The sequence below is a fragment of the Bradyrhizobium sp. Leo114 genome (assembly GCF_055229415.2).
The window spans coordinates 66,517-87,670 of the sequence record NZ_JBUYEN020000030.1 but is presented as its reverse complement, the minus strand read 5'-3'; the positions used below and the strand labels follow the sequence as shown (position 1 = coordinate 87,670).

Here is a 21,154-nt window from a genome sequence, read left to right as displayed (position 1 = left end):
ACGGAATCGTTACTCGTCAGAACACATCCAGTGTCATGACCATTCCGCCGATCTTTTCGAGACGGGCAAAATAGGCTGCGGGCTCGAGGAGCTGATAGGGAAAGTAGAGGCCAGGGGGAGTTGCCGGATTGCCGTCGAGTCCGACGAGCCGTTCGAGAACCATGGCGACGCCTAGCCCCGTCAGTGGCATCTGTCCCTCAGGATGGACAATCGCATGACGGGTGCGGAGCAGTCGGCCCGCTTGATCCTCACCGGCAAGTTCGATGACGATCTCGGTCGACATCGGCTCTCCTCGGCGGCGAGTGGAGCTCACTCCAATCGCGAGACTGAACTGAACGTTTGGCGCGCCGGTCGCGGTCGCAAGGCCGACAACGTCATAGGGGGAGAGTGCGGAGGCCTCCATCAGGGTGCCGTCGACGGCGCGGAACTTGGCCTTGGCATCGCCGCCAACGCGCCAGAGGTAGGCGCCGTCCCGACGAGCAAGCGCCGCCGGCATGGTCTTCGTTTGGCGCTCCAGGTCGGCGGCTGCCGCCGGACCGAAGGCATCCTGCTCATCGAGCAGCGCGCCGATAGCGATGTCGTGGACCCGACCGAACGCCTTGGCGAATTCGAGCGTGGGGACCGTCGTCGCGCCGACGAGCCATTCCGTGCCCAGAATGACCGGCGCGGCGTCCGGGTCGTGGATGTAGGCCGCTACTTCGGGGCCCATCTCGATAATGCCTGGAGAAATGCTGATGTGCGGCACGCCGCGCGACTGAGCGAAACGGAGCCCGGCGATCCTTTCGTCCGTAAAAAAGACGGCGACGGCGCTGACCGGGCGCTCACCGAGTCCAAGGCCATCAACGGCCAGGTCGAGCACCACACCCTCCGCACCGCCAATTTCGGTCGCGACTTTCTTGGCCTTAGCGAGATCGCGGCCGCCGATCAGTAGCGGCTGATCGGGATGGGCGACGCGCAGGAATCGGGCCGTCCAGCGGCCGACAATGCCGGAGCCGCCGATCAGGAGAATGGGAGCTGGCGACATTGCGGTGCCTCTCATCCTAGCGAACATAACCTAACGTCGGTAAGTTACCATTAGTAAGTTACTGATGGTAGGTATTGCAAGGGGGAGATCCGGACCGTGAAACACTCTTTGAGACCGAAAGCGCATAAGGCGCTTTCCGGTCGGCTCTCGAAGGCGGATCGACGGCGCCAGTTGCTCGATATGGCCCTCGTCATTATCCGCGAGGAAGGGGCCGATCGGCTGACACTGGGACACCTGGCCGCTCGTGCCGGGGTCTCCAAGCCAATCCCGTACGAACACTTCGGCACACGATCGGGGTTGTTGATCGAACTCTACAAGTCGCTCGACAGGGAGCAGGCGAATGCCCTGCGTGAAGCGTTAAGAAGCGTTCAGCGGAACTTGGGGGATACTGCCGACATCCTCGCCACCGCCTATATCCACTGTTCCGCAGATACGAGTGGCGAATGGCACGCGGTGGGCGCGGCGCTGTCGGGCAGCGGGAAGATGGGCGCGGTGCACCAGGAGCTGATAGATGGGTACGTCCAGCTGTTCGTATCGGCGCTTGAGCCGTACAGCACGTTGCCGCCCGATGAACTACAACGGCGCTGTGTCGGCCTTGTCGGGGCGGGCGAAGCGCTCTCGGTCATGATGATCGGTGGTCATTGCAGCGAGAAGGAAGCTGCTGAAGCATTTTCCTCGCTGATTCGAGGCGGACTTTGCGCACCTTCGCCGCAACCGTAACGCGATCGGGGTGAAGCTTTTTTTGACTTGTCGCGGCAGCGCGAGCGACAGACCTTGGGCGACGTGGATATCAACGCACGCGCCTTGGTTGGATCGCAAGCTGCCTCGGTCCGCGCGAATCGCTCGATCGGTGCGCCGCCGCCAGCTTCTCGAAGCGGAAATCTGGCGGACAGACATCCTGCAAATCGACCGGGATGGTCGAATGCCGGCCGGCCAAGCATCGCGGCTGCCGTGGAGTTGGCCACTCGCTGCCGATGATCGCAAGGCGGTACAGGGCAGGGGCTAAGCGCGTTCTTTGCGCCCGAAATGGCAAACAAGGCTTATTTTGCGCGAATCTTTGGTTGAGAGCCGCCTAAGAGCTGCTTCAGGCTATTTATGTCCGGATAAAATAGTCGGCCGACTCGCTCGGAAAGTGGGGCAGTAGACTTTGCGATTTTCACTCGCGCTGAGCGCGCGAAAGTGCCAAATCCATATGCAGCAGAGGCGTTTCTCGTATTGTCGTTTTGCTTGACTTCACTATCTACCGCTTATACAAGGCGCGAACTTAACGACAGGCGGTGAGCTACGCCAGCGTCGGAACGGAACACCCTATCAGACCTACTGGACTGAGGCGGGCACCAACCTCGACGAATGCCGCTCAAACGCTGTCGATGATAGCTAGGCAATGCCAGGGCGATTTTTGTTCTCTTGAGCGCGTTCTCTTGAGAGTGAACTCGGACGCATGACCTCGGTTTTCAGCCGGACAGCGAGAGCTGATCGGTCGTGATCGCGGTCCTCTGTGGCGTCAAGCGCTTTCCGCTCAGCAATGAGTGGTAGGCGCGATTTCGTTTTGCGCGAACGGTTTTCGTGTGAGGCGGCCGGACGGGCGGTTCGTTCCCGTGAAGAATTTGCGGAGCCAGTGAGGTTCCGCGCGAACTTGAAGGGTGAAGGCTGACATGCCGACGATCAACCAGCTGATCGCAAAACCACGGGAAGTGCAGAAGTCGCGCAAGAAGGTGCCGGCGCTGCAGCAGTCGCCGCAGAAGCGCGGCGTGTGCACGCGCGTCTACACGACGACCCCGAAGAAGCCGAACTCGGCGCTTCGTAAGGTCGCCAAGGTGCGTCTGACCAATGGGTTCGAGGTGATCGGTTACATCCCGGGTGAGGGCCATAACCTTCAGGAGCACTCGGTGGTCATGATCCGCGGCGGCCGCGTCAAGGACTTGCCGGGCGTGCGCTATCACATCCTCCGCGGCGTGCTGGATACCCAGGGCGTAAAGAACCGTAAGCAGCGTCGTTCGAAGTACGGCGCCAAGCGTCCGAAGTAAGCGGGAACAGGTAAGATGTCGCGTCGTCACTCTGCAGAAAAGCGTGAAGTGCTTCCGGACCCGAAGTTCGGGAACATCATCATCACCAAGTTCATGAACTCGGTCATGTACGCCGGCAAGAAGTCGGTCGCCGAGAACATCGTCTATGGCGCGCTCACCATGATCGAGGCCAAGACCAAGCAGAACCCGCTCGGCGTGTTCGAGCAGGCGCTTGAGAACGTCATGCCGACCATCGAGGTGCGTTCCCGTCGCGTCGGTGGTGCGACCTATCAGGTGCCGGTGGAAGTCCGCTCGGTGCGCCGGCAGGCGCTCGGCATCCGCTGGCTGATTTCGGCCGCGCGCGAGCGCAACGAGAAGACCATGACGGAGCGGCTCTCGGCGGAGCTGCTTGATGCGTCGAACAACCGGGGGAACGCCGTCAAGAAGCGTGAAGACGTGCACCGGATGGCGGAAGCCAACCGCGCCTTCTCGCACTATCGCTGGTAAGGCGAATTACGGAATTTAAGGAACAGCCCCATGCCACGCCAACATGCCATCGAGGACTATCGCAACTTCGGTATCATGGCGCATATCGACGCCGGTAAGACCACGACGACCGAGCGCATCCTCTATTACACCGGCAAGAGCCACAAGATCGGCGAAGTGCACGAAGGTGCCGCGACGATGGACTGGATGGAGCAGGAGCAGGAGCGTGGCATCACCATCACCTCCGCCGCGACCACCGCGTTCTGGAACGGTAAGCGGCTGAACATCATCGACACCCCCGGCCACGTCGACTTCACCATTGAAGTTGAGCGCAGCTTGCGCGTGCTCGACGGCGCTGTGTGCGTGCTCGACTCCAACCAGGGCGTCGAGCCGCAGACCGAGACCGTCTGGCGCCAGGGTGACAAGTACAAGGTTCCGCGCATCGTCTTCGCCAACAAGATGGACAAGACCGGTGCCGACTTCTTCAAGTGCTTGTCCGACATCGTCGACCGCCTCGGCGCCAAGCCGATCGCGATCCAGCTTCCGATCGGTGCCGAGAACAACTTCAAGGGTCTCGTCGATCTCGTGAAGATGAAGGGCATCGTCTGGAACGATGAATCCCTCGGTGCGAAGTTCGACTATGTCGACATTCCGGAAGACCTCGTCGACCAGGCCAAGGAATACCGCGAGAAGATGGTGGAAGCCGCCGTCGAGCTCGACGACGACGCATTGGCCGCCTTCCTCGATGGCAACGAGCCCGACGAAGCGACGCTGAAGCGGCTGATCCGCAAAGCGGTGCTGACCGGCGCGTTCTATCCGGTGCTGTGCGGCTCCGCGTTCAAGAACAAGGGCGTGCAGCCGCTGCTTGACGCCGTCGTCGACTACCTGCCGTCGCCGATCGACGTGCCCGCGATCAAGGGCACCGACGAGGACGGCAACGAAGTCGTGCGCAAGGCGGACGACAAGGAGCCGCTGGCGCTGCTCGCGTTCAAGATCATGGACGACCCGTTTGTCGGCACCATCACCTTCTGCCGCATCTATTCGGGCATCCTGCAGAGCGGCACCGGCGTGATCAACTCGACCCGCGAGAAGAAGGAGCGGATCGGGCGCATGCTGTTGATGCATGCGAACAACCGTGAGGACATCAAGGAAGCCTATGCCGGCGACATCGTCGCGCTGGCGGGCCTCAAGGAAGCGCGCACCGGCGACACGCTGTGCGATCCGAACCACCCGGTGATCCTGGAAAAGATGGAGTTCCCGGATCCGGTGATCGAGATCGCGATCGAGCCGAAGTCGAAGGCCGACCAGGAAAAGCTCGGTGTCGCGCTCGCGAAGCTCGCGGCGGAAGATCCGTCGTTCCGGGTGACGACCGACCACGAGTCCGGTCAGACCATCCTGAAGGGCATGGGCGAACTGCATCTCGACATCAAGGTCGACATCCTGAAGCGCACCTACAAGGTCGACGCCAACATCGGTGCGCCGCAGGTGGCGTTCCGTGAGCGCGTGACCAAGCGGGTCGAGCACAGCTACACCCACAAGAAGCAGACCGGCGGCACCGGCCAGTTCGCGGCCGTGACGCTGATCGTCGAGCCGAACGAGGCCGGCAAGGGCTACGAGTTCGAATCGAAGATCGTCGGTGGCGCGGTGCCGAAGGAATACATCCCCGGCGTCGAGAAGGGTCTCGAGAGCGTGCTGGGCTCGGGCGTCGTCGCGGGCTTCCCGATCGTCGACGTCAAGGTGCAGCTCATCGACGGCAAGTATCACGACGTCGACTCGTCGGCACTGGCCTTCGAAATCGCAACGCGGGCCTGTTTCCGCGAGGCGCTGCAGATGGGCAAGTCCGTCCTGCTCGAGCCGATCATGAAGGTCGAGGTGGTGACGCCGGAAGACTACACCGGTTCCGTCATCGGCGACCTGAACTCCCGGCGCGGCCAGATCCAGGGCCAAGACATGCGCGGCAACGCCAACGTCATCAACGCGATGGTGCCGCTCATGAACATGTTCGGTTACGTGAACAACCTGCGCTCGATGAGCCAGGGTCGCGCGACCTTCACCATGCAGTTCGATCACTACGCCGAAGCGCCGGCGAACGTGTCGGCTGAAGTCCAGAAGAAGTTTGCCTGATTATCGTTGGTTGGCAGCTAACGATTGAACGGAGAGTCAAATGGCCAAAGCAAAATTTGAGCGTAACAAACCGCACTGCAACATCGGCACCATCGGTCACGTCGACCATGGCAAGACCTCGCTGACCGCCGCGATCACCAAGATCCTGGCGGAAACCGGCGGTGCGACGTTCACCGCCTACGACCAGATCGACAAGGCCCCGGAAGAGAAGGCGCGCGGCATCACGATCTCGACCGCTCACGTCGAGTACGAGACCAAGAACCGCCACTACGCCCACGTCGACTGCCCCGGCCACGCCGACTACGTGAAGAACATGATCACCGGCGCCGCCCAGATGGACGGTGCGATCCTCGTCGTGTCGGCTGCCGACGGCCCGATGCCGCAGACCCGCGAGCACATCCTGCTCGCCCGCCAGGTCGGCGTTCCCGCGCTCGTCGTGTTTCTCAACAAGTGCGACATGGTCGACGATCCGGAGCTGCTCGAGCTCGTCGAGCTCGAAGTGCGCGAGCTGCTCTCGAAGTACGACTTCCCCGGCGACAAGATCCCGATCGTCAAGGGGTCGGCGCTGGCCGCTCTGGAAGACAGCGACAAGAAGCTCGGCCATGACGCGGTTCTTGAGCTGATGCGCAATGTCGACGAGTACATTCCGCAGCCGGAGCGTCCGATCGACCAGCCGTTCCTGATGCCGGTCGAAGACGTGTTCTCGATCTCGGGCCGCGGCACCGTGGTGACCGGCCGTGTCGAGCGCGGCATCGTCAAGGTCGGCGACGAAATCGAGATCGTCGGTCTGCGCGACACTCAGAAGACCACCGTCACCGGCGTCGAAATGTTCCGCAAGCTGCTCGATCAGGGCCAGGCGGGCGACAACATCGGTGCGCTGCTCCGCGGTACCAAGCGTGAGGAAGTGGAGCGTGGTCAGGTGCTGTGCAAGCCGGGTTCGGTCAAGCCGCACACCAAGTTCAAGGCTGAGGCGTACATCCTCACCAAGGAAGAGGGCGGCCGTCACACCCCGTTCTTCACCAACTACCGCCCGCAGTTCTACTTCCGCACCACCGACGTGACCGGTGTCGTGCATCTGCCTGAGGGCACCGAGATGGTGATGCCTGGCGACAACATTGCGATGGAAGTGCACCTGATCGTGCCGATCGCGATGGAGGAGAAGCTGCGCTTCGCGATCCGCGAAGGCGGCCGCACCGTCGGCGCCGGCGTCGTCGCCTCGATCCTCGAGTAAGAAGCGAACAGGGAATGGCGAGTGGCGAATAGGAATTTCTATTCGCTACTCGCTACTCGCCACTCACCAAAGAAAGTACGGCAATGAACGGCCAGAATATCCGCATCCGTCTCAAGGCGTTCGACCATCGTATCCTCGATACGTCGACCCGCGAGATCGTGAACACGGCGAAACGTACCGGTGCCCAGGTTCGCGGTCCCATTCCGCTGCCGACTCGCATCGAGAAGTTCACCGTCAACCGTTCGCCGCACGTCGACAAGAAGAGCCGCGAACAGTTCGAGATGCGCACCCACAAGCGCCTTCTCGACATTGTCGATCCGACCCCGCAGACCGTCGATGCTCTCATGAAGCTCGATCTGGCCGCCGGTGTCGACGTCGAGATCAAGCTCTAAGTTTTTTGGATTGAAGTCCGCGCGAGCGGACGAAAGAGAACAGGAACCACGCCGATGCGCTCCGGAGTGATCGCACAAAAGGTCGGGATGACGCGGGTCTTCACAGAGGCCGGCGAGCATATCCCCGTGACCGTGCTGAAGCTCGGCAACTGCCAGGTGCTGGGCCACCGCACCACTGAAACGAACGGTTATGTCGCGCTGCAGCTCGGCTCGGGCTCGCGCAAGACCGTCTACATGCCGAAGGCCGAGCGCGGCCAGTTCGCCGTCGCCAAGGTCGAGCCGAAGCGCAAGGTCGCGGAATTCCGCGTTTCTGAGGATGCGCTGATCCCGGTCGGCGCCGAGATCCAAGCCGATCACTTCGTGGTCGGTCAGTTCGTCGACGTGACCGGCACCTCGATCGGTAAGGGCTTTGCCGGCGGCATGAAGCGCTGGAATTTCGGCGGTCTGCGCGCCACCCACGGCGTGTCGATCTCGCACCGTTCGATCGGTTCGACCGGTGGCCGTCAGGATCCCGGCAAGACCTGGAAGAACAAGAAGATGCCCGGCCACATGGGTGTCGATCGCATCACCACGCTCAACCTTCGCGTCGTCCAGACCGATGTCGAGCGTGGCCTGATCCTGGTCGAAGGCGCCGTTCCCGGCTCCAAGGGCGGCTGGATCAGGGTGCGCGACGCCATCAAGAAGCCGCTGCCGAAGGAAGCTCCGAAGCCCGGCAAGTTCAAGGTTGCGGGCGAGCAGGCTGCCGAAGCGCCGGCCGAGCAGGAGGGTGCGTGAGATGGAACTGAAAGTCACCACCCTGGAGGGCAAGGAAGCTGGCTCGGTCCAGCTTTCCGACGCCATTTTCGGCCTCGAGCCGCGCGCGGACATCATTCAGCGCTGCGTGCAGTGGCAGCTCAACAAGCGCCAGGCGGGCACGCACAAGGCCAAGGGGCGCGCCGAGATCTGGCGCACCGGCAAGAAGATGTACAAGCAGAAGGGCACTGGCGGTGCCCGTCACGGCTCGGCGCGCGTGCCGCAGTTCCGTGGCGGCGGCCGCGCCTTCGGTCCGGTGGTTCGCTCGCATGCGACCGACCTGCCGAAGAAGGTGCGTGCGCTGGCGCTCAAGCATGCTCTGTCGGCCAAGGCCAAGGACGGCGGCCTGGTCGTGCTCGACAGCGCTGATATCAAGGAAGCCAAGACCAAGGCGCTGGTCGGTCACTTCTCCGGCCTCGGGCTGACCAATGCGCTGATCATCGACGGCGCCGAGCTCAACAACGGTTTCGCGGCCGCGGCCCGCAACATTCCGAATATCGACGTGCTGCCGATCCAGGGCATCAACGTCTACGACATCCTGCGGCGCCAGAAGCTGGTCCTGACCAAGGCGGCCGTCGATGCGCTGGAGGCGCGCTTCAAATGAAGAATATCGATCCGCGCCACTACGACGTCATCGTCGCGCCCGTTGTGACCGAAAAGGCGACGCTCGCCTCGGAGCACAACAAGGTGCTGTTCAAGGTCGCTTCCAAGGCCACCAAGCCGCAGATCAAGGAAGCGGTCGAGAAGCTCTTCGACGTCAAGGTCAAGAGCGTGAACACGCTGGTGCGCAAGGGCAAGACCAAGGTGTTCCGCGGCAATTTCGGCTCGCAGTCGGACACCAAGCGCGCGATCGTGACCCTGGAAGAGGGCCACCGCATCGACGTGACTACCGGACTATAAGGGCGTAACGACGATGGCATTGAAAACTTATAATCCAACGACGCCGGGCCAGCGCCAGCTGGTCATGGTCGATCGTTCGGCGCTCTACAAGGGCAAGCCGGTCAAGGCGCTCACCGAGGGCAAGCAGTCGAACGGTGGCCGCAACAACACCGGGCGCATCACCGTGCGCTTCCGTGGCGGTGGCCACAAGAAGGCCTATCGCAACGTCGACTTCCGCCGCGACAAGGTGGACGTGCCGGCGATCGTCGAGCGGCTGGAATACGACCCGAACCGCACCGCCTTCATCGCGCTGATCAAGTATCAGGACGGCGAGCAGGCCTACATCCTGGCGCCGCAGCGGCTCGCCGCGGGTGACACGGTCGTGGCCGGCAGCTATGTCGACGTCAAGCCGGGCAATGTGATGCCGCTCGGCAACATGCCGGTCGGCACCATCGTCCACAACATCGAGCTGAAGATCGGCAAGGGCGGTCAGCTTGCGCGCTCCGCCGGCACCTATGCCCAGATCGTCGGCCGTGACCAGGACTACGTCATCATCCGCCTGAACTCGGGCGAACAGCGCCTGGTGCACGGCCGTTGCCGCGGCGCCATTGGCGCGGTGTCGAATCCGGATCACATGAACATCTCGATCGGCAAGGCCGGTCGTACCCGCTGGCTCGGCTGGCGCCCGCACAACCGCGGTGTCGTCATGAACCCGATCGACCACCCGCATGGCGGCGGTGAAGGCCGCACCTCGGGCGGCCGCCACCCGGTGACCCCGTGGGGCAAGCCGACCAAGGGCAAGAAGACGCGGTCGAACAAGTCGACCAACAAATTCATTCTCCTAAGCCGCCACAAGCGGAAGAAGTAAGGAACGCCGGACATGGTTCGTTCAGTCTGGAAAGGCCCGTTCGTCGAGGCATCGCTGCTCAAGAAGGCAGATGCTGCGCGCGCGTCCGGCCGTCACGACGTCATCAAGATCTGGAGTCGCCGCTCGACCATCCTGCCGCAGTTCGTGGGCCTGACCTTCGGCGTCTACAACGGTCAGAAGCACGTGCCGGTTTCGGTGAACGAGGAAATGGTGGGTCACAAGTTCGGCGAGTTCTCGCCGACCCGTACCTTCCACGGCCACTCTGGCGACAAGAAAGCCAAGAGGGCTTGAGGATTAAGCGATGAGCAAACCAAAGCGCGAACGTGTCCTCGCGGACAATGAGGCCAAGGCCGTCGCCCGGATGCTGCGCGTCAGCCCGCAGAAGCTCAACCTGGTGGCGCAGATGATCCGTGGCCGCAAGGCATCGGCCGCACTTGCCGACCTGCAGTTCTCGCGCAAGCGGATCGCGGTCGACGTCAAGAAGTGCCTGGAATCGGCGATTGCCAATGCCGAGAACAACCATGACCTCGAGGTCGACGATCTCGTCGTCGCCGAGGCGCATGTCGGCAACGGCCTCGTCATGAAGCGTTTTGCCCCGCGCGGCCGTGGCCGTTCGGGCCGTGTCTACAAACCGTTCTCGCATCTCACGATCGTGGTTCGTGAGGTCGAGGCCGAGGCGAGCGCTTAAGAGAAGCGCGGGAGAACAAGATGGGTCAAAAGATCAATCCGATCGGGCTGCGTCTCGGCATCAACCGGACTTGGGATTCGCGTTGGTTCGCCGGCAAGGCCGAATACGGCAAGCTGCTGCACGAGGACGTCAAGATCCGCGAGATCCTGCACAAGGAGCTCAAGCAGGCGGCGGTGGCGCGCATCGTGATCGAGCGCCCGCACAAGAAGTGCCGGGTGACGATCCACTCGGCGCGTCCGGGCGTCGTGATCGGCAAGAAGGGCGCGGACATCGACAAGCTGCGCAAGAAGGTCGCCGACATCACGGCTTCCGACGTCGTCATCAACATCGTCGAGATCCGCAAGCCGGAGCTCGATGCGACGCTGGTCGCCGAATCGATCGCGCAGCAGCTCGAGCGCCGCGTTGCGTTCCGGCGCGCCATGAAGCGCGCGGTGCAGTCGGCGATGCGCCTCGGCGCCGAAGGCATCCGCATCAACTGCTCGGGTCGGCTCGGCGGCGCTGAAATCGCGCGCATGGAATGGTACCGCGAGGGCCGGGTGCCGCTGCACACGCTGCGCGCCGACGTCGACTACGGCGTTGCCACCGCATTCACCACCTTCGGCACCTGCGGCGTCAAGGTCTGGATCTTCAAGGGCGAGATCCTCGAGCACGATCCGATGGCCCAGGACAAGCGGATGGCCGAGGGCGACAGCAGCCCGCGGTCGCGCCGCGACGCCGCCTAACGGCAAATGAGAATTTGAGGGCTTAACGCCATGATGCAACCAAAGAAAACGAAGTTCCGGAAGGCGCATAAGGGCCGGATCCACGGCGTTGCGACTTCGGGCGCGACGTTGTCCTTCGGCCAGTTCGGCCTGAAGGCGCTCGAGCCGGAGCGCGTCACTGCGCGCCAGATCGAGGCCGCCCGCCGCGCGCTGACCCGCCACATGAAGCGCGCCGGCCGCGTCTGGATCCGCGTGTTCCCTGATTTGCCGGTGTCGAAGAAGCCCGCCGAAGTGCGCATGGGCTCGGGCAAGGGCGCGCCGGAATTGTGGGTGGCCCGCGTCAAGCCCGGTCGTGTGCTGTTCGAGATCGACGGCGTCACCAACCAGGTCGCGCGCGAGGCGCTGACCTTGGCCGCCGCCAAGCTGCCGATCAAGACGCGCTTCGTCGCGCGCATCGCGGAGTAACCGAGATGGCCCAGATGAAAGTCGAGGATATCCGCGCGATGAGCGAGGACCAGAGGGAGGACGCGATCCTCAATCTGAAGAAGGAGCGCTTCAACCTGCGCTTCCAGCGCGCCACCGGCCAGCTCGAGAACACCTCGCGGCTGAAGGAAGCGCGCCGCGACATCGCCCGTATCAAGACCATCGCCGCGCAGCAGCGCGCGAAGAAGAAGTAAGAGGCCGGACATGCCGAAACGTACGCTGCAGGGCGTGGTCGTCAGCGACAAGCAAGCCAAGACGGTGGTGGTGCGCGTCGATCGCCGCTTCACCCATCCGATCTACAAGAAGACGATCCGCCGTTCGAAGAACTATCACGCGCACGACGAGAGCGACCAGTTCAAGCCGGGCGACACGGTGTGGATCGAGGAAAGCAAGCCAATCTCGAAGTTGAAGCGCTGGATCGTGATCCGGGGCGAGCAGAAGCAAACGGCCTGACGCACATCCGGCTTCGAAGCCGGAGAATGTCAGGAAAATTTTGAGCGCGAGTGAAGCGCAGAAAGAGGACGAGGTGCATCAATGATTCAGATGCAGACCAACCTCGACGTGGCCGATAATTCAGGCGCACGCCGTGTCATGTGCATCAAGGTGCTTGGAGGCTCCAAGCGCCGCTATGCCACTGTGGGCGACATTATCGTTGTGTCGATCAAGGAAGCCATTCCGCGTGGCAAGGTGAAGAAGGGCGACGTCATGAAGGCGGTCGTGGTGCGGGTCCGCAAGGACATCCGCCGCCCCGACGGCTCCGTCATCCGCTTCGACCGCAATGCCGCCGTGCTGGTCAACAACCAGTCCGAGCCGGTCGGCACCCGTATCTTCGGGCCGGTGCCGCGCGAGCTGCGCGCCAAGAACCACATGAAGATCATCTCGCTTGCGCCGGAGGTGCTGTGATGGCTGCCAAGATCCGCAAGGGTGACAGGGTCATCGTGCTGACCGGCCGCGACAAGGGACGCACCGGCGAAGTGTTCGAGGTGCGTCCGGCGGAAAACACCGCGCTGGTGCGCGGCGTCAACATGGTGAAGCGTCACCAGAAGCAGACCCAGAACCAGGAGGGCGGCATCATCTCCAAGGAGGCGCCGGTCCACCTCTCCAACGTCGCGTATGTCGGCAAGGACGGAAAGCCGACCCGCATCGGGTTCAAGATTCAGGCTGATGGCAAGAAGGTTCGCATTGCCAAGAGCTCGGGAGCAGAGATCGATGGCTGAGACCGCTTATGTGCCGCGCTTGCGCACGGAATACGACAGGAACATTCGCGGCCTGCTGACCGAGAAGTTCGGCTACGAGAACGCGATGCAGGTGCCGCGGCTGGACAAGGTCGTGCTCAACATGGGCGTCGGCGATTCCGTCAACGACCGCAAGAAGGCCGAGACCGCTGCCGCCGAGCTGACGCAGATCGCCGGCCAGAAGGCGATCGTGACTTATTCGCGGGTTGCCATCGCGACCTTCAAGCTGCGCGAGAACCAGCCGATCGGCTGCAAGGTCACGCTGCGCAAGGCCCGCATGTACGAGTTCATCGATCGCCTGGTCACCGTCGCGCTGCCGCGCGTGCGCGACTTCCGCGGGCTGAACCCGAAGAGCTTCGATGGCCGCGGCAACTATTCGCTCGGCATCAAGGAGCACATCATTTTCCCCGAGATCGACTTCGACAAGGTCTCGGAAGCGCGGGGCATGGACATCACCGTGTGTACCACGGCCAAGACCGACGACGAGGCTCGCGCCTTGTTGACCGCTTTCAATTTCCCGTTCCGGCAGTGAGACGCTGACGAACAGCCTCTCAAACGCGGAAACGTAAGGAGCCACGCATGGCAAAGAAGAGTGCAGTCGAGAAGAACAACCGGCGCAAGCGGATGGCCAAGAACGCCGCCGCCAGCCGCGCCCGGTTGAAGGCGATCATCGCCGACAAGACCAAGCCGATGGAAGAGCGTTTCGCGGCGACCCTGAAGCTTGCGGAAATGCCGCGCAACTCGTCGCCGACCCGGATCCGGAACCGTTGCGAGCTCACGGGCCGTCCGCGCTCGAACTATCGCAAGAACAAGCTGTCCCGCATCGCGCTGCGCGAGCTCGGCTCCAAGGGCCTGATCCCGGGCCTCGTGAAGTCGAGCTGGTAAGGAGGGTCGGAAGATGTCAACGCACGATCCGATCTCAGATCTCATCACCCGCATCCGCAACGCGCAGATGCGCTCGAAGTCCAAGGTCACGACCCCGGGCTCGAAGATGCGCCAGAACGTGCTCGAGGTGCTGAAGGCGGAAGGCTATATCCGCGGCTACGCCAGCGTCGAGCATTCGTCCGGCCGCAGCGAGCTCGAGATCGAATTGAAGTATTTCGACGGCGAGCCGGTCATCCGCGAGATCGAGCGCGTGTCGAAGCCGGGCCGCCGGGTCTACACGTCGGTGAAGAACCTGCCGCGCGTGAACAACGGTCTCGGCATCTCCGTTTTGTCGACGCCGAAGGGAATTATGGCTGACCACGAAGCGCGCGACGCGAATGTGGGCGGCGAAGTTCTCTTCACGGTGTTCTGAGGAAGGATTGAGCCATGTCACGTATTGGCAAGAGGCCTGTGGCGATCCCGTCGGGTGTGACGGCGACTGTCGACGGGCAGACGGTGAAGGTGAAGGGGCCGAAGGGCCAGCTTCAGTTCGTCGTGCATGACGACGTCGAGGTGAAGTTCGAGAACGGCCAGGTCAAGGTCGCTCCGCGTGTGAAGACCAATCGCGCGCAGGCGATGTACGGCACCGCGCGTGCCCAGGTCGCCAACCTGGTCGAAGGCGTCACCAAGGGCTTTGAGAAGAAGCTCGAGATCACCGGCGTCGGCTACCGCGCCGCGATGCAGGGCAAGAACCTGCAGCTCGCGCTCGGTTACAGCCACGACGTCGTCTACCCGATCCCGGAGGGCATCTCGATCGCGGTGCCGAAGCCGACCGAAATCACGGTCTCGGGCATCGATCCGCAGCGCGTGGGGCAGGTCGCGGCCGAGATCCGCGCCTATCGTCCGCCGGAGCCCTACAAGGGCAAGGGCGTGAAGTACGCCAACGAATTCATCTTCCGCAAGGAAGGCAAGAAGAAGTAACGGAGCCGGTCATGTCACTGAAGGTTACCAATGCCCGGCGCAAGCAACGCGTGCGCTTGGCGCTGCGCCGTTCCGGGGGCGGGCGTCCGCGTCTGTCGGTGTTCCGCTCGTCCAAGCACATCTACGCCCAGGTGATCGACGATCAGAAGGGCGAGACGCTGGCGTCGGCCTCTTCGCTGGAGAAGGCGATGCGCGATGGCGGCAACACGGGTGCGAATATCGACGCAGCCAAGGCCGTCGGCAAGCTGCTTGCCGAGCGTGCCACGCAGAAGGGCGTCAAGGAAGTCGTGTTCGACCGTGGCGCCTATCTCTATCACGGGCGCGTCAAGGCGCTTGCCGATGCAGCCCGCGAAGGCGGACTGAGCTTCTGAGCAGGTTTCGAGCGGATATTAGGACTGAGGCATAAGCCTTTCTAGAGATTGGAAAACACCATGGCAGAACGCGAACGCGGCGGACGCGAACGGAGCAGGGAGCGCGAGGAGCGCGACAGCGAGTTCGTCGACAAGCTCGTGCACATCAATCGCGTGGCAAAGGTCGTGAAGGGCGGCAAGCGCTTCGGCTTTGCGGCGCTGGTCGTGATCGGCGACCAGAAGGGCCGGGTCGGTTTCGGCCACGGCAAGGCGCGCGAAGTGCCGGAAGCGATCCGCAAGGCGACCGAATCCGCCAAGCGCAACCTGACCCGCGTGGCGCTGCGCGAAGGCCGCACGCTGCATCACGACATCGCCGGCCGTCACGGCGCCGGCCGCGTCTACCTGCGTGCCGCGCCGGCCGGTACCGGCATCATCGCCGGCGGCCCGATGCGTGCGGTGTTCGAGACGCTCGGCATCCAGGACGTGGTCGCGAAGTCGATCGGTTCGTCGAATCCGTACAACATGGTCCGCGCCACCTTCGACGCGCTGAAGAACCAGGATTCGCCGCGCTCGGTCGCTGCGCGCCGCAACATCAAGGTGTCCACGCTGCAGGCCCGCCGCGTCGGTGGCGATGCCGAAGTGGTGGCTGAATAACTCGCGCTAAACCAGCGCGCTATCTGGAGTTTTAAGAGATGGCCCAGGCCGCAAAGACGATCAAGGTCGAGCAGATCGGCAGCCCGATTCGCCGCCATCATTCGCAGCGTTCGACGCTGATCGGCCTCAAGCTCAACAAGATCGGCCGGGTTGCCGAGCATCAGGACACCCCTGAGGTTCGCGGCATGATCAGCAAGGTTCAACACCTCGTCCGCGTCGTCGGCGAGGGTTAAGACAGACAAGGAGAAGGGCGATGAAGCTCAGCGAGATCGCCGACAATCCCGGTTCGCGCAAGAAGCGCATGCGCATCGGCCGCGGTATCGGTTCGGGCAAGGGCAAGACCGGCGGCCGTGGCGGCAAGGGCCAGACCGCGCGTACCGGTGTGCGCATCAAGGGCTTTGAAGGCGGCCAGATGCCGCTGCATCGCCGCCTGCCGAAGCGCGGGTTCAACAACATCTTCAGGCTCGATTTCGCCGAGATCAATCTCGATCGACTGCAGCAGGCGGTCGACGCCAAGCAGATCGACACTGGTGCGGTCGTGAACGCGGAAGCGCTGGTGAAGTCGGGCGTGCTGCGCCGCGCCAAGGACGGCGTGCGGCTGCTCGGCCGCGGCGAGCTCACGGCCAAGCTCAACATCGAGGTGCATGGCGCTTCCAAGTCCGCGATTGCGGCGGTGGAGAAGGCCGGCGGTACGGTGAAGATCCTGGCGCCCGCCAAGAAGGAAGACGGCGAGGCGGCGTAACATCTGCGTCATTGCCTGGCTCGCGCAGGCAGGGACGGCAGAGAACGTTGGACTTATCGAAGCCGAGCACCAAATAATGTCCGGTGTCCGCCGATGATCCCACGGGGACGTCGGCGGGGCCTCCGGGAGAAAGCCGAAACATGGTCTCAGCAGCGGAACAACTCGCGTCCAACCTCAATTTCGCAGCGCTCGGCAAGGCCGAAGAGCTGAAGAAGCGCATCTGGTTCACGCTGGGTGCGCTGCTTGTTTATCGGCTCGGCACCTACATCCCGCTACCCGGCATCGACCCCAACGTGTGGGAGCAGGTGTTCCGCTCCCAGGCCGGCGGCATCCTCGGCATGTTCAACATGTTCGCCGGCGGCGGCATCCACCGCATGGCGATCTTCGCGCTGAACATCATGCCGTACATCTCGGCATCGATCATCATCCAGCTCCTGACCACCGTCTCGCCGCAGCTCGAGGCCCTGAAGAAGGAAGGCGAGGCCGGCCGCAAGATCCTGAACCAGTACACGCGCTATCTCACCGTGATCCTGGCCGCGTTCCAGTCCTACGGCATCGCGGTGGGGCTCGAGGGCGCCGGCAACGTCGTCACCGACCCCGGCATGTTCTTCCGCCTTTCGACCGCGATCACGCTGACCGGCGGCACCATGTTCTTGATGTGGCTCGGCGAGCAGATCACCTCGCGCGGCATCGGCAACGGCATTTCGCTGATCATTCTGTCCGGTATCGTCGCGGAACTGCCGTCGGCGCTGGCCAACATGCTCGAACTCGGCCGCCAGGGCGCAATGTCGACCGGGCTGATCCTGGTCGTGATCGTGATGGCGGTCGCCGTGATCGCCTTCATCGTGTTCATGGAGCGCGCCCAGCGCCGGCTCCTGATCCAGTATCCGAAGCGCCAGGTCGGCAACAAGATGTTCGAGGGCCAGTCCTCGCATCTGCCGCTCAAGCTCAACACCTCGGGCGTGATTCCGCCGATCTTCGCGTCCTCGCTGCTGTTGCTGCCGACCACGGTAGCGAACTTCAACGCCGGCTCGGGCCCGGAATGGATGCAGTGGATCACCACCCAGCTCAGCCATGGCCGGCCGCTGTTCCTGATCCTCTATCTGGCGCTGATCGTGTTCTTCGCCTTCTTCTACACGGCGATCGTGTTCAACCCGACCGAGACCGCGGACAATCTGAAGAAGCATGGCGGCTTCATCCCCGGCATCCGGCCCGGCGAGCGCACCGCAGAATATATCGACTATGTGCTGTCGCGCATCACTGTGGTTGGCGCGATCTATCTTGCGATCGTATGTCTCATCCCGGAGATTCTGATTTCCTACGCCTCCGTGCCGTTCTACTTTGGCGGTACCTCGCTTCTGATCGTGGTCAGCGTGACCATGGATACGGTGGCACAGGTTCAGGGCTATCTGCTCGCCCATCAGTATGAAGGGCTGATCAGAAAGTCCAAGCTCAGGGGCCGTCGCCGCTGATAGAGCGGAACGCGGGCGGCGCAAAAGTCAAAACCAAGGGTGTGCGGATCGCGCTCACCAAGCCGGGGGGCGAAAACTCATGAGATTGATCCTTTTGGGGCCGCCGGGCTCGGGCAAGGGGACCCAGGCCCAGCGGCTGGTTCAGAAGCACGGTATTGTCCAGCTCTCGACCGGCGAGATGTTGCGCGCCGCGGTTGCCGCCGGCACGCCGATCGGGCTGCAGGCCAAGGACATCATGGCCGCGGGCGGGCTTGTGCCCGACGAGATCGTGGTCGGCATCATCTCCGATCGAATCGATCAGGCCGATGCTAAGAACGGCTTCATCCTCGACGGTTTTCCGCGCACGGTTCCGCAGGCCGAGGCGCTGGATGACCTCTTGAAGAAGAAGCGCCTCAAGCTCGATGCTGTGGTCGAGCTTCGCGTCAATGAGAGTGCGCTACTCGAGCGGGTAGAGAAGCGCGCCGCCGAGACGCGGGCGCGCGGCGAGGAAGTCCGCGCCGACGATACGCCGGAAGTGCTGACCAAGCGGCTGGCGAGCTACCGCGTCCAGACCGAACCCCTGATTCACTATTATTCCGAGCGCCGCAAGCTGCTTACCGTAGATGGTATGATGACCATCGAGCACGTTACGAGCGAGATCAACCGGATCCTGGAAGCGCTCGGCGCCACGGAACCCAAGGCTGGACGGCGTGCCGCTCCAGCGAAGCGTTCTGGGTCTGGAACCGCCCGGAAGGGAACCAAGGCGCCTGCCAAGAAGGCGGCCGCCAAGACCAAGGGGACTGGCAAGGTCAAGGAGGGGGCCGGCAAGGGAACCAAAAAGGCCGCCACCTCGGCCCGGAAGGCCCGCAAAACGGTCTCAAAGGCCGCCAAGGCGAGGGGCGTCGGCAAGGCCAAGAAGACGGTAAGGCAGGCCGCCAAACGGCCCGCAAAAAAGCTCACGAAAAAGCGAGCTAAGCGCTAGGAGCGGTTGACGAAACCGACATGAATCCTTTAATAAGCCTCGCATCCAAGTCGGATAGTTTTATGACGATGCCGGGCCCCGAAGGAACGAGGGGAGGGCGTCGTGTTCGCGTTTGTGGACACCTGCCCGAGATAGCAGAGATCTAGGAAGCACCGATCCCAGGGGATCGGCGACAGGAGAGAAGGCCGTGGCCCGTATTGCCGGCGTGAATATCCCAACCAACAAGCGCGTGCTGATCGCGCTTCAGTACATCCATGGCATCGGCCAGAAGAACGCGGCCGACATCGTGGAGAAGGTCAAGATCCCGCTGGACCGTCGCGTCAGCCAGCTCACCGACCAGGAAGTGCTGCAGATCCGCGAAGTGATCGACCGCGACTACGTTGTGGAAGGCGACCTTCGCCGCGAGACCGGCATCAACATCAAGCGGCTGATGGACCTCGGCTGCTATCGCGGCCTGCGCCATCGCCGTGGCCTGCCGGTGCGCGGCCAGCGCACCCACACCAATGCGCGTACGCGCAAGGGGCCGGCCAAGGCGATCGCCGGCAAGAAGAAGTAAGTTTGCGAATAGCGATTGGCGTTGGCGAAGAGAATCATTCGCCATGCGCCATTCGCGTTTTGAGGTGTAGCCGCTGGCATTACGGCGGCGTTGAGATCATAGGAAAGGTTTGGAATGGGCAAGGAAGCCACCCGCGTACGCCGCCGCGAACGCAAGAACATCGCCTCCGGCATCGCGCATGTGAATTCGTCGTTCAACAACACCACGATCACCATCACCGACGCGCAGGGCAACACCATTGCCTGGTCTTCCGCGGGCACGATGGGTTTCAAAGGGTCGCGCAAGTCGACTCCGTATGCCGCACAGGTCGCGGCGGAGGACGTTTCCAAGAAGGCGCAGGAACACGGTATGCGCACACTGGAAGTCGAAGTCGCCGGTCCCGGTTCGGGCCGCGAGTCGGCGCTCCGCGCGCTGCAGGCCGCGGGCTTCACCGTCACCTCGATCCGCGACGTGACGACGATCCCGCACAATGGTTGCCGTCCGCGCAAGCGCCGGCGCGTCTGATTGTTGGTCGCGGGGCGGCTTTGCCGTCTCGCGATTGTTTTTGGAATTGACCGCGCGGACTAATCCGCGACGCCAGTAAGTTGATGTCGACTGGCCCAAATCGACTCACCAATGGGTGACACAGTGACGATCCAGAAGAATTGGCAGGAACTTATCCGACCAAACAAGCTGCAGGTGACGGCCGGCTCCGATGCCGCGCGATTTGCGACCATTGTCGCCGAGCCGCTTGAGCGCGGCTTCGGCCAGACGCTCGGCAACGCGCTGCGCCGCATCCTGTTGTCCTCGCTGCAGGGCGCTGCCGTGCAGTCAGTGCACATCGATGGAGTGCTGCACGAGTTCTCCTCGATCGCGGGCGTCCGTGAGGACGTCACCGACATCGTCCTCAACATCAAGGACATCTCGATCAAGATGCAGGGCGAAGGCCCCAAGCGGATGGTCGTGAAGAAGCAGGGTCCGGGCGTTGTGACCGCCGGCGACATCCAGACCGTCGGCGACGTCGTGGTGCTCAATCCGGATCTCGTGCTCTGCACGCTGGATGATGGCGCGGAGATCCGCATGGAGTTCACGGTCTCGACCGGCAAGGGTTATGTGCCCGCCGAGCGCAACCGTCCCGAGGACGCGCCGATCGGCCTGATTCCGGTCGACAGCCTGTTCTCGCCGGTCCGCAAGGTCTCCTACAAGGTCGAGAACACCCGCGAGGGCCAGATCCTCGACTACGACAAGCTGACGATGACGATCGAGACCAACGGCGCGATCACGCCGGATGATGCCGTGGCCTATGCCGCGCGCATCCTGCAGGATCAGCTCAACGTGTTCGTCAACTTCGAGGAACCGCGCAAGGAAGTCGCGCAGGAGATCATCCCCGATCTCGCCTTCAACCCGGCGTTCCTCAAGAAGGTCGACGAGCTCGAACTGTCGGTGCGTTCGGCCAACTGCCTGAAGAACGACAACATCGTCTATATCGGCGACCTCGTGCAGAAGTCGGAAGCGGAAATGCTCCGCACCCCGAACTTCGGCCGCAAGTCGCTGAACGAGATCAAGGAAGTGCTGGCCCAGATGGGGCTGCATCTCGGCATGGAAGTGCCGGGCTGGCCGCCGGAGAACATCGACGAACTCGCCAAGCGCTTCGAGGATCATTACTGATCCGGGATCATTACTGAG

32 protein-coding genes are annotated in these 21,154 nt (G+C 62.9%); 31 read left to right on the top strand and 1 reads right to left on the bottom strand.

The window, feature by feature from the left end:
• Positions 1-16: 16 nt before the first annotated feature.
• On the bottom strand, positions 17-1,024 hold the full coding sequence (locus tag ACZIRK_RS30390) for an NAD(P)-dependent oxidoreductase (RefSeq protein ID WP_474418722.1): 1,008 nt from the start codon (positions 1,022-1,024) through the stop codon (positions 17-19).
• A gap of 96 nt (positions 1,025-1,120) precedes the next feature.
• On the opposite strand from ACZIRK_RS30390, the gene ACZIRK_RS30385 reads away from it, so the two are divergent.
• The 31 genes from ACZIRK_RS30385 to ACZIRK_RS30235 all read left to right on the top strand — a co-directional run bounded on the left by ACZIRK_RS30385 (position 1,121) and on the right by ACZIRK_RS30235 (position 21,136).
• On the top strand, positions 1,121-1,744 hold the full coding sequence (locus ACZIRK_RS30385) for a TetR/AcrR family transcriptional regulator (protein ID WP_245474679.1): 624 nt from the start codon (positions 1,121-1,123) through the stop codon (positions 1,742-1,744).
• Positions 1,745-2,679: 935 nt separating this feature from the next.
• The gene (gene rpsL, locus ACZIRK_RS30380; protein WP_028168167.1) at positions 2,680-3,051 is read left to right on the top strand and encodes a 30S ribosomal protein S12; all 372 of its coding nucleotides are present in this window, start codon (positions 2,680-2,682) and stop codon (positions 3,049-3,051) included.
• Positions 3,052-3,066: 15 nt separating this feature from the next.
• Complete coding sequence (gene rpsG / locus ACZIRK_RS30375; RefSeq protein WP_028168166.1) at positions 3,067-3,537, top strand: 30S ribosomal protein S7; 471 nt, start codon at positions 3,067-3,069, stop codon at positions 3,535-3,537.
• A gap of 30 nt (positions 3,538-3,567) precedes the next feature.
• A complete protein-coding gene (gene fusA / locus ACZIRK_RS30370) occupies positions 3,568-5,640 on the top strand; it encodes an elongation factor G (protein ID WP_130225563.1) in 2,073 nt (690 codons plus the stop codon).
• A gap of 40 nt (positions 5,641-5,680) precedes the next feature.
• Entirely contained in the window at positions 5,681-6,871 is a 1,191-nt protein-coding gene (tuf, locus tag ACZIRK_RS30365; protein WP_027583251.1) for an elongation factor Tu, read from the top strand.
• Between the two features lie 83 nt (positions 6,872-6,954).
• Positions 6,955-7,263 carry a 30S ribosomal protein S10 gene (rpsJ, locus tag ACZIRK_RS30360; RefSeq protein WP_002712302.1) on the top strand — a complete coding sequence of 103 codons (309 nt, stop codon included), beginning with the start codon at positions 6,955-6,957 and terminating at the stop codon, positions 7,261-7,263.
• Between the two features lie 54 nt (positions 7,264-7,317).
• A complete protein-coding gene (gene rplC / locus ACZIRK_RS30355; RefSeq protein ID WP_130225562.1) occupies positions 7,318-8,037 on the top strand; it encodes a 50S ribosomal protein L3 in 720 nt (239 codons plus the stop codon).
• Between the two features lies 1 nt (position 8,038).
• Positions 8,039-8,659 carry a 50S ribosomal protein L4 gene (rplD, locus tag ACZIRK_RS30350; RefSeq protein WP_028168162.1) on the top strand — a complete coding sequence of 207 codons (621 nt, stop codon included), beginning with the start codon at positions 8,039-8,041 and terminating at the stop codon, positions 8,657-8,659.
• The gene (locus tag ACZIRK_RS30345; protein ID WP_028168161.1) at positions 8,656-8,955 is read left to right on the top strand and encodes a 50S ribosomal protein L23; all 300 of its coding nucleotides are present in this window, start codon (positions 8,656-8,658) and stop codon (positions 8,953-8,955) included. The genes rplD and ACZIRK_RS30345 overlap by 4 nt, the downstream gene beginning before the upstream one ends.
• A 13-nt stretch (positions 8,956-8,968) precedes the next feature.
• Entirely contained in the window at positions 8,969-9,802 is an 834-nt protein-coding gene (rplB, locus tag ACZIRK_RS30340) for a 50S ribosomal protein L2 (RefSeq protein ID WP_028168160.1), read from the top strand.
• 12 nt (positions 9,803-9,814) lie between these two features.
• Positions 9,815-10,093, top strand: a complete 279-nt coding sequence (gene rpsS / locus ACZIRK_RS30335; RefSeq protein ID WP_027583256.1) for a 30S ribosomal protein S19 — start codon at positions 9,815-9,817, stop codon at positions 10,091-10,093.
• 10 nt (positions 10,094-10,103) lie between these two features.
• Entirely contained in the window at positions 10,104-10,490 is a 387-nt protein-coding gene (gene rplV / locus ACZIRK_RS30330) for a 50S ribosomal protein L22 (protein WP_028168159.1), read from the top strand.
• A 20-nt stretch (positions 10,491-10,510) separates the two neighbouring features.
• Positions 10,511-11,212 (top strand): 30S ribosomal protein S3, encoded by a 702-nt coding sequence (rpsC, locus tag ACZIRK_RS30325; protein WP_028168158.1) that lies wholly within the window; start codon positions 10,511-10,513, stop codon positions 11,210-11,212.
• 30 nt (positions 11,213-11,242) lie between these two features.
• Complete coding sequence (gene rplP / locus ACZIRK_RS30320; protein WP_028168157.1) at positions 11,243-11,656, top strand: 50S ribosomal protein L16; 414 nt, start codon at positions 11,243-11,245, stop codon at positions 11,654-11,656.
• A gap of 5 nt (positions 11,657-11,661) precedes the next feature.
• Entirely contained in the window at positions 11,662-11,868 is a 207-nt protein-coding gene (rpmC, locus tag ACZIRK_RS30315) for a 50S ribosomal protein L29 (protein ID WP_028168156.1), read from the top strand.
• A gap of 10 nt (positions 11,869-11,878) precedes the next feature.
• Positions 11,879-12,127 carry a 30S ribosomal protein S17 gene (gene rpsQ / locus ACZIRK_RS30310; protein ID WP_027583261.1) on the top strand — a complete coding sequence of 83 codons (249 nt, stop codon included), beginning with the start codon at positions 11,879-11,881 and terminating at the stop codon, positions 12,125-12,127.
• Between the two features lie 81 nt (positions 12,128-12,208).
• Positions 12,209-12,577, top strand: a complete 369-nt coding sequence (gene rplN / locus ACZIRK_RS30305) for a 50S ribosomal protein L14 (RefSeq protein WP_028168155.1) — start codon at positions 12,209-12,211, stop codon at positions 12,575-12,577.
• A complete protein-coding gene (gene rplX, locus ACZIRK_RS30300) occupies positions 12,577-12,891 on the top strand; it encodes a 50S ribosomal protein L24 (RefSeq protein WP_028168154.1) in 315 nt (104 codons plus the stop codon). The genes rplN and rplX overlap by 1 nt, the downstream gene beginning before the upstream one ends.
• Positions 12,884-13,441 (top strand): 50S ribosomal protein L5, encoded by a 558-nt coding sequence (rplE, locus tag ACZIRK_RS30295; RefSeq protein ID WP_028168153.1) that lies wholly within the window; start codon positions 12,884-12,886, stop codon positions 13,439-13,441. The genes rplX and rplE overlap by 8 nt, the downstream gene beginning before the upstream one ends.
• 47 nt (positions 13,442-13,488) lie before the next feature.
• On the top strand, positions 13,489-13,794 hold the full coding sequence (gene rpsN, locus ACZIRK_RS30290; RefSeq protein ID WP_028168152.1) for a 30S ribosomal protein S14: 306 nt from the start codon (positions 13,489-13,491) through the stop codon (positions 13,792-13,794).
• Positions 13,795-13,807: 13 nt separating this feature from the next.
• On the top strand, positions 13,808-14,206 hold the full coding sequence (gene rpsH, locus ACZIRK_RS30285) for a 30S ribosomal protein S8 (RefSeq protein WP_028168151.1): 399 nt from the start codon (positions 13,808-13,810) through the stop codon (positions 14,204-14,206).
• Between the two features lie 14 nt (positions 14,207-14,220).
• Entirely contained in the window at positions 14,221-14,754 is a 534-nt protein-coding gene (gene rplF, locus ACZIRK_RS30280) for a 50S ribosomal protein L6 (RefSeq protein ID WP_130225561.1), read from the top strand.
• A gap of 11 nt (positions 14,755-14,765) precedes the next feature.
• Positions 14,766-15,125 (top strand): 50S ribosomal protein L18, encoded by a 360-nt coding sequence (rplR, locus tag ACZIRK_RS30275; protein WP_028168149.1) that lies wholly within the window; start codon positions 14,766-14,768, stop codon positions 15,123-15,125.
• A gap of 60 nt (positions 15,126-15,185) precedes the next feature.
• Entirely contained in the window at positions 15,186-15,758 is a 573-nt protein-coding gene (gene rpsE / locus ACZIRK_RS30270) for a 30S ribosomal protein S5 (protein ID WP_027583269.1), read from the top strand.
• 38 nt (positions 15,759-15,796) lie between these two features.
• On the top strand, positions 15,797-15,991 hold the full coding sequence (rpmD, locus tag ACZIRK_RS30265) for a 50S ribosomal protein L30 (RefSeq protein WP_028168147.1): 195 nt from the start codon (positions 15,797-15,799) through the stop codon (positions 15,989-15,991).
• A gap of 20 nt (positions 15,992-16,011) precedes the next feature.
• The gene (gene rplO / locus ACZIRK_RS30260) at positions 16,012-16,500 is read left to right on the top strand and encodes a 50S ribosomal protein L15 (protein ID WP_130225560.1); all 489 of its coding nucleotides are present in this window, start codon (positions 16,012-16,014) and stop codon (positions 16,498-16,500) included.
• Positions 16,501-16,640: 140 nt separating this feature from the next.
• Complete coding sequence (secY, locus tag ACZIRK_RS30255) at positions 16,641-17,972, top strand: preprotein translocase subunit SecY (protein ID WP_028168145.1); 1,332 nt, start codon at positions 16,641-16,643, stop codon at positions 17,970-17,972.
• A 79-nt stretch (positions 17,973-18,051) separates the two neighbouring features.
• Complete coding sequence (locus ACZIRK_RS30250) at positions 18,052-18,933, top strand: adenylate kinase (RefSeq protein WP_130225559.1); 882 nt, start codon at positions 18,052-18,054, stop codon at positions 18,931-18,933.
• A 187-nt stretch (positions 18,934-19,120) separates the two neighbouring features.
• Positions 19,121-19,489, top strand: a complete 369-nt coding sequence (gene rpsM, locus ACZIRK_RS30245) for a 30S ribosomal protein S13 (RefSeq protein ID WP_028168143.1) — start codon at positions 19,121-19,123, stop codon at positions 19,487-19,489.
• A gap of 114 nt (positions 19,490-19,603) precedes the next feature.
• Complete coding sequence (gene rpsK / locus ACZIRK_RS30240; RefSeq protein WP_006021048.1) at positions 19,604-19,993, top strand: 30S ribosomal protein S11; 390 nt, start codon at positions 19,604-19,606, stop codon at positions 19,991-19,993.
• A 111-nt stretch (positions 19,994-20,104) separates the two neighbouring features.
• Positions 20,105-21,136 carry a DNA-directed RNA polymerase subunit alpha gene (locus ACZIRK_RS30235; RefSeq protein WP_035692244.1) on the top strand — a complete coding sequence of 344 codons (1,032 nt, stop codon included), beginning with the start codon at positions 20,105-20,107 and terminating at the stop codon, positions 21,134-21,136.
• The last annotated feature ends 18 nt before the right edge of the window (positions 21,137-21,154 follow it).

Coding starts and splice junctions, on each gene's coding strand:
- tuf (WP_027583251.1), top strand. CDS start 5,681: ATGGCCAAAGCAAAATTTGAGCGTAACAAACCGCACTGCAACATCGGC.
- rplF (WP_130225561.1), top strand. CDS start 14,221: ATGTCACGTATTGGCAAGAGGCCTGTGGCGATCCCGTCGGGTGTGACG.
- rpsG (WP_028168166.1), top strand. CDS start 3,067: ATGTCGCGTCGTCACTCTGCAGAAAAGCGTGAAGTGCTTCCGGACCCG.
- rpsL (WP_028168167.1), top strand. CDS start 2,680: ATGCCGACGATCAACCAGCTGATCGCAAAACCACGGGAAGTGCAGAAG.
- ACZIRK_RS30390 (WP_474418722.1), bottom strand. CDS start 1,024: ATGTCGCCAGCTCCCATTCTCCTGATCGGCGGCTCCGGCATTGTCGGC.
- rplR (WP_028168149.1), top strand. CDS start 14,766: ATGTCACTGAAGGTTACCAATGCCCGGCGCAAGCAACGCGTGCGCTTG.
- rpsN (WP_028168152.1), top strand. CDS start 13,489: ATGGCAAAGAAGAGTGCAGTCGAGAAGAACAACCGGCGCAAGCGGATG.
- rplD (WP_028168162.1), top strand. CDS start 8,039: ATGGAACTGAAAGTCACCACCCTGGAGGGCAAGGAAGCTGGCTCGGTC.
- rplC (WP_130225562.1), top strand. CDS start 7,318: ATGCGCTCCGGAGTGATCGCACAAAAGGTCGGGATGACGCGGGTCTTC.
- secY (WP_028168145.1), top strand. CDS start 16,641: ATGGTCTCAGCAGCGGAACAACTCGCGTCCAACCTCAATTTCGCAGCG.
- ACZIRK_RS30345 (WP_028168161.1), top strand. CDS start 8,656: ATGAAGAATATCGATCCGCGCCACTACGACGTCATCGTCGCGCCCGTT.
- rpsS (WP_027583256.1), top strand. CDS start 9,815: ATGGTTCGTTCAGTCTGGAAAGGCCCGTTCGTCGAGGCATCGCTGCTC.
- rpsK (WP_006021048.1), top strand. CDS start 19,604: ATGGGCAAGGAAGCCACCCGCGTACGCCGCCGCGAACGCAAGAACATC.
- rpmD (WP_028168147.1), top strand. CDS start 15,797: ATGGCCCAGGCCGCAAAGACGATCAAGGTCGAGCAGATCGGCAGCCCG.
- rpsH (WP_028168151.1), top strand. CDS start 13,808: ATGTCAACGCACGATCCGATCTCAGATCTCATCACCCGCATCCGCAAC.
- rpsE (WP_027583269.1), top strand. CDS start 15,186: ATGGCAGAACGCGAACGCGGCGGACGCGAACGGAGCAGGGAGCGCGAG.
- rplP (WP_028168157.1), top strand. CDS start 11,243: ATGATGCAACCAAAGAAAACGAAGTTCCGGAAGGCGCATAAGGGCCGG.
- rpsC (WP_028168158.1), top strand. CDS start 10,511: ATGGGTCAAAAGATCAATCCGATCGGGCTGCGTCTCGGCATCAACCGG.
- rpsQ (WP_027583261.1), top strand. CDS start 11,879: ATGCCGAAACGTACGCTGCAGGGCGTGGTCGTCAGCGACAAGCAAGCC.
- rplE (WP_028168153.1), top strand. CDS start 12,884: ATGGCTGAGACCGCTTATGTGCCGCGCTTGCGCACGGAATACGACAGG.
- rpsJ (WP_002712302.1), top strand. CDS start 6,955: ATGAACGGCCAGAATATCCGCATCCGTCTCAAGGCGTTCGACCATCGT.
- ACZIRK_RS30250 (WP_130225559.1), top strand. CDS start 18,052: ATGAGATTGATCCTTTTGGGGCCGCCGGGCTCGGGCAAGGGGACCCAG.
- rpmC (WP_028168156.1), top strand. CDS start 11,662: ATGGCCCAGATGAAAGTCGAGGATATCCGCGCGATGAGCGAGGACCAG.
- rplV (WP_028168159.1), top strand. CDS start 10,104: ATGAGCAAACCAAAGCGCGAACGTGTCCTCGCGGACAATGAGGCCAAG.
- fusA (WP_130225563.1), top strand. CDS start 3,568: ATGCCACGCCAACATGCCATCGAGGACTATCGCAACTTCGGTATCATG.
- rplX (WP_028168154.1), top strand. CDS start 12,577: ATGGCTGCCAAGATCCGCAAGGGTGACAGGGTCATCGTGCTGACCGGC.
- rplO (WP_130225560.1), top strand. CDS start 16,012: ATGAAGCTCAGCGAGATCGCCGACAATCCCGGTTCGCGCAAGAAGCGC.
- rplN (WP_028168155.1), top strand. CDS start 12,209: ATGATTCAGATGCAGACCAACCTCGACGTGGCCGATAATTCAGGCGCA.
- ACZIRK_RS30235 (WP_035692244.1), top strand. CDS start 20,105: ATGGGTGACACAGTGACGATCCAGAAGAATTGGCAGGAACTTATCCGA.
- rplB (WP_028168160.1), top strand. CDS start 8,969: ATGGCATTGAAAACTTATAATCCAACGACGCCGGGCCAGCGCCAGCTG.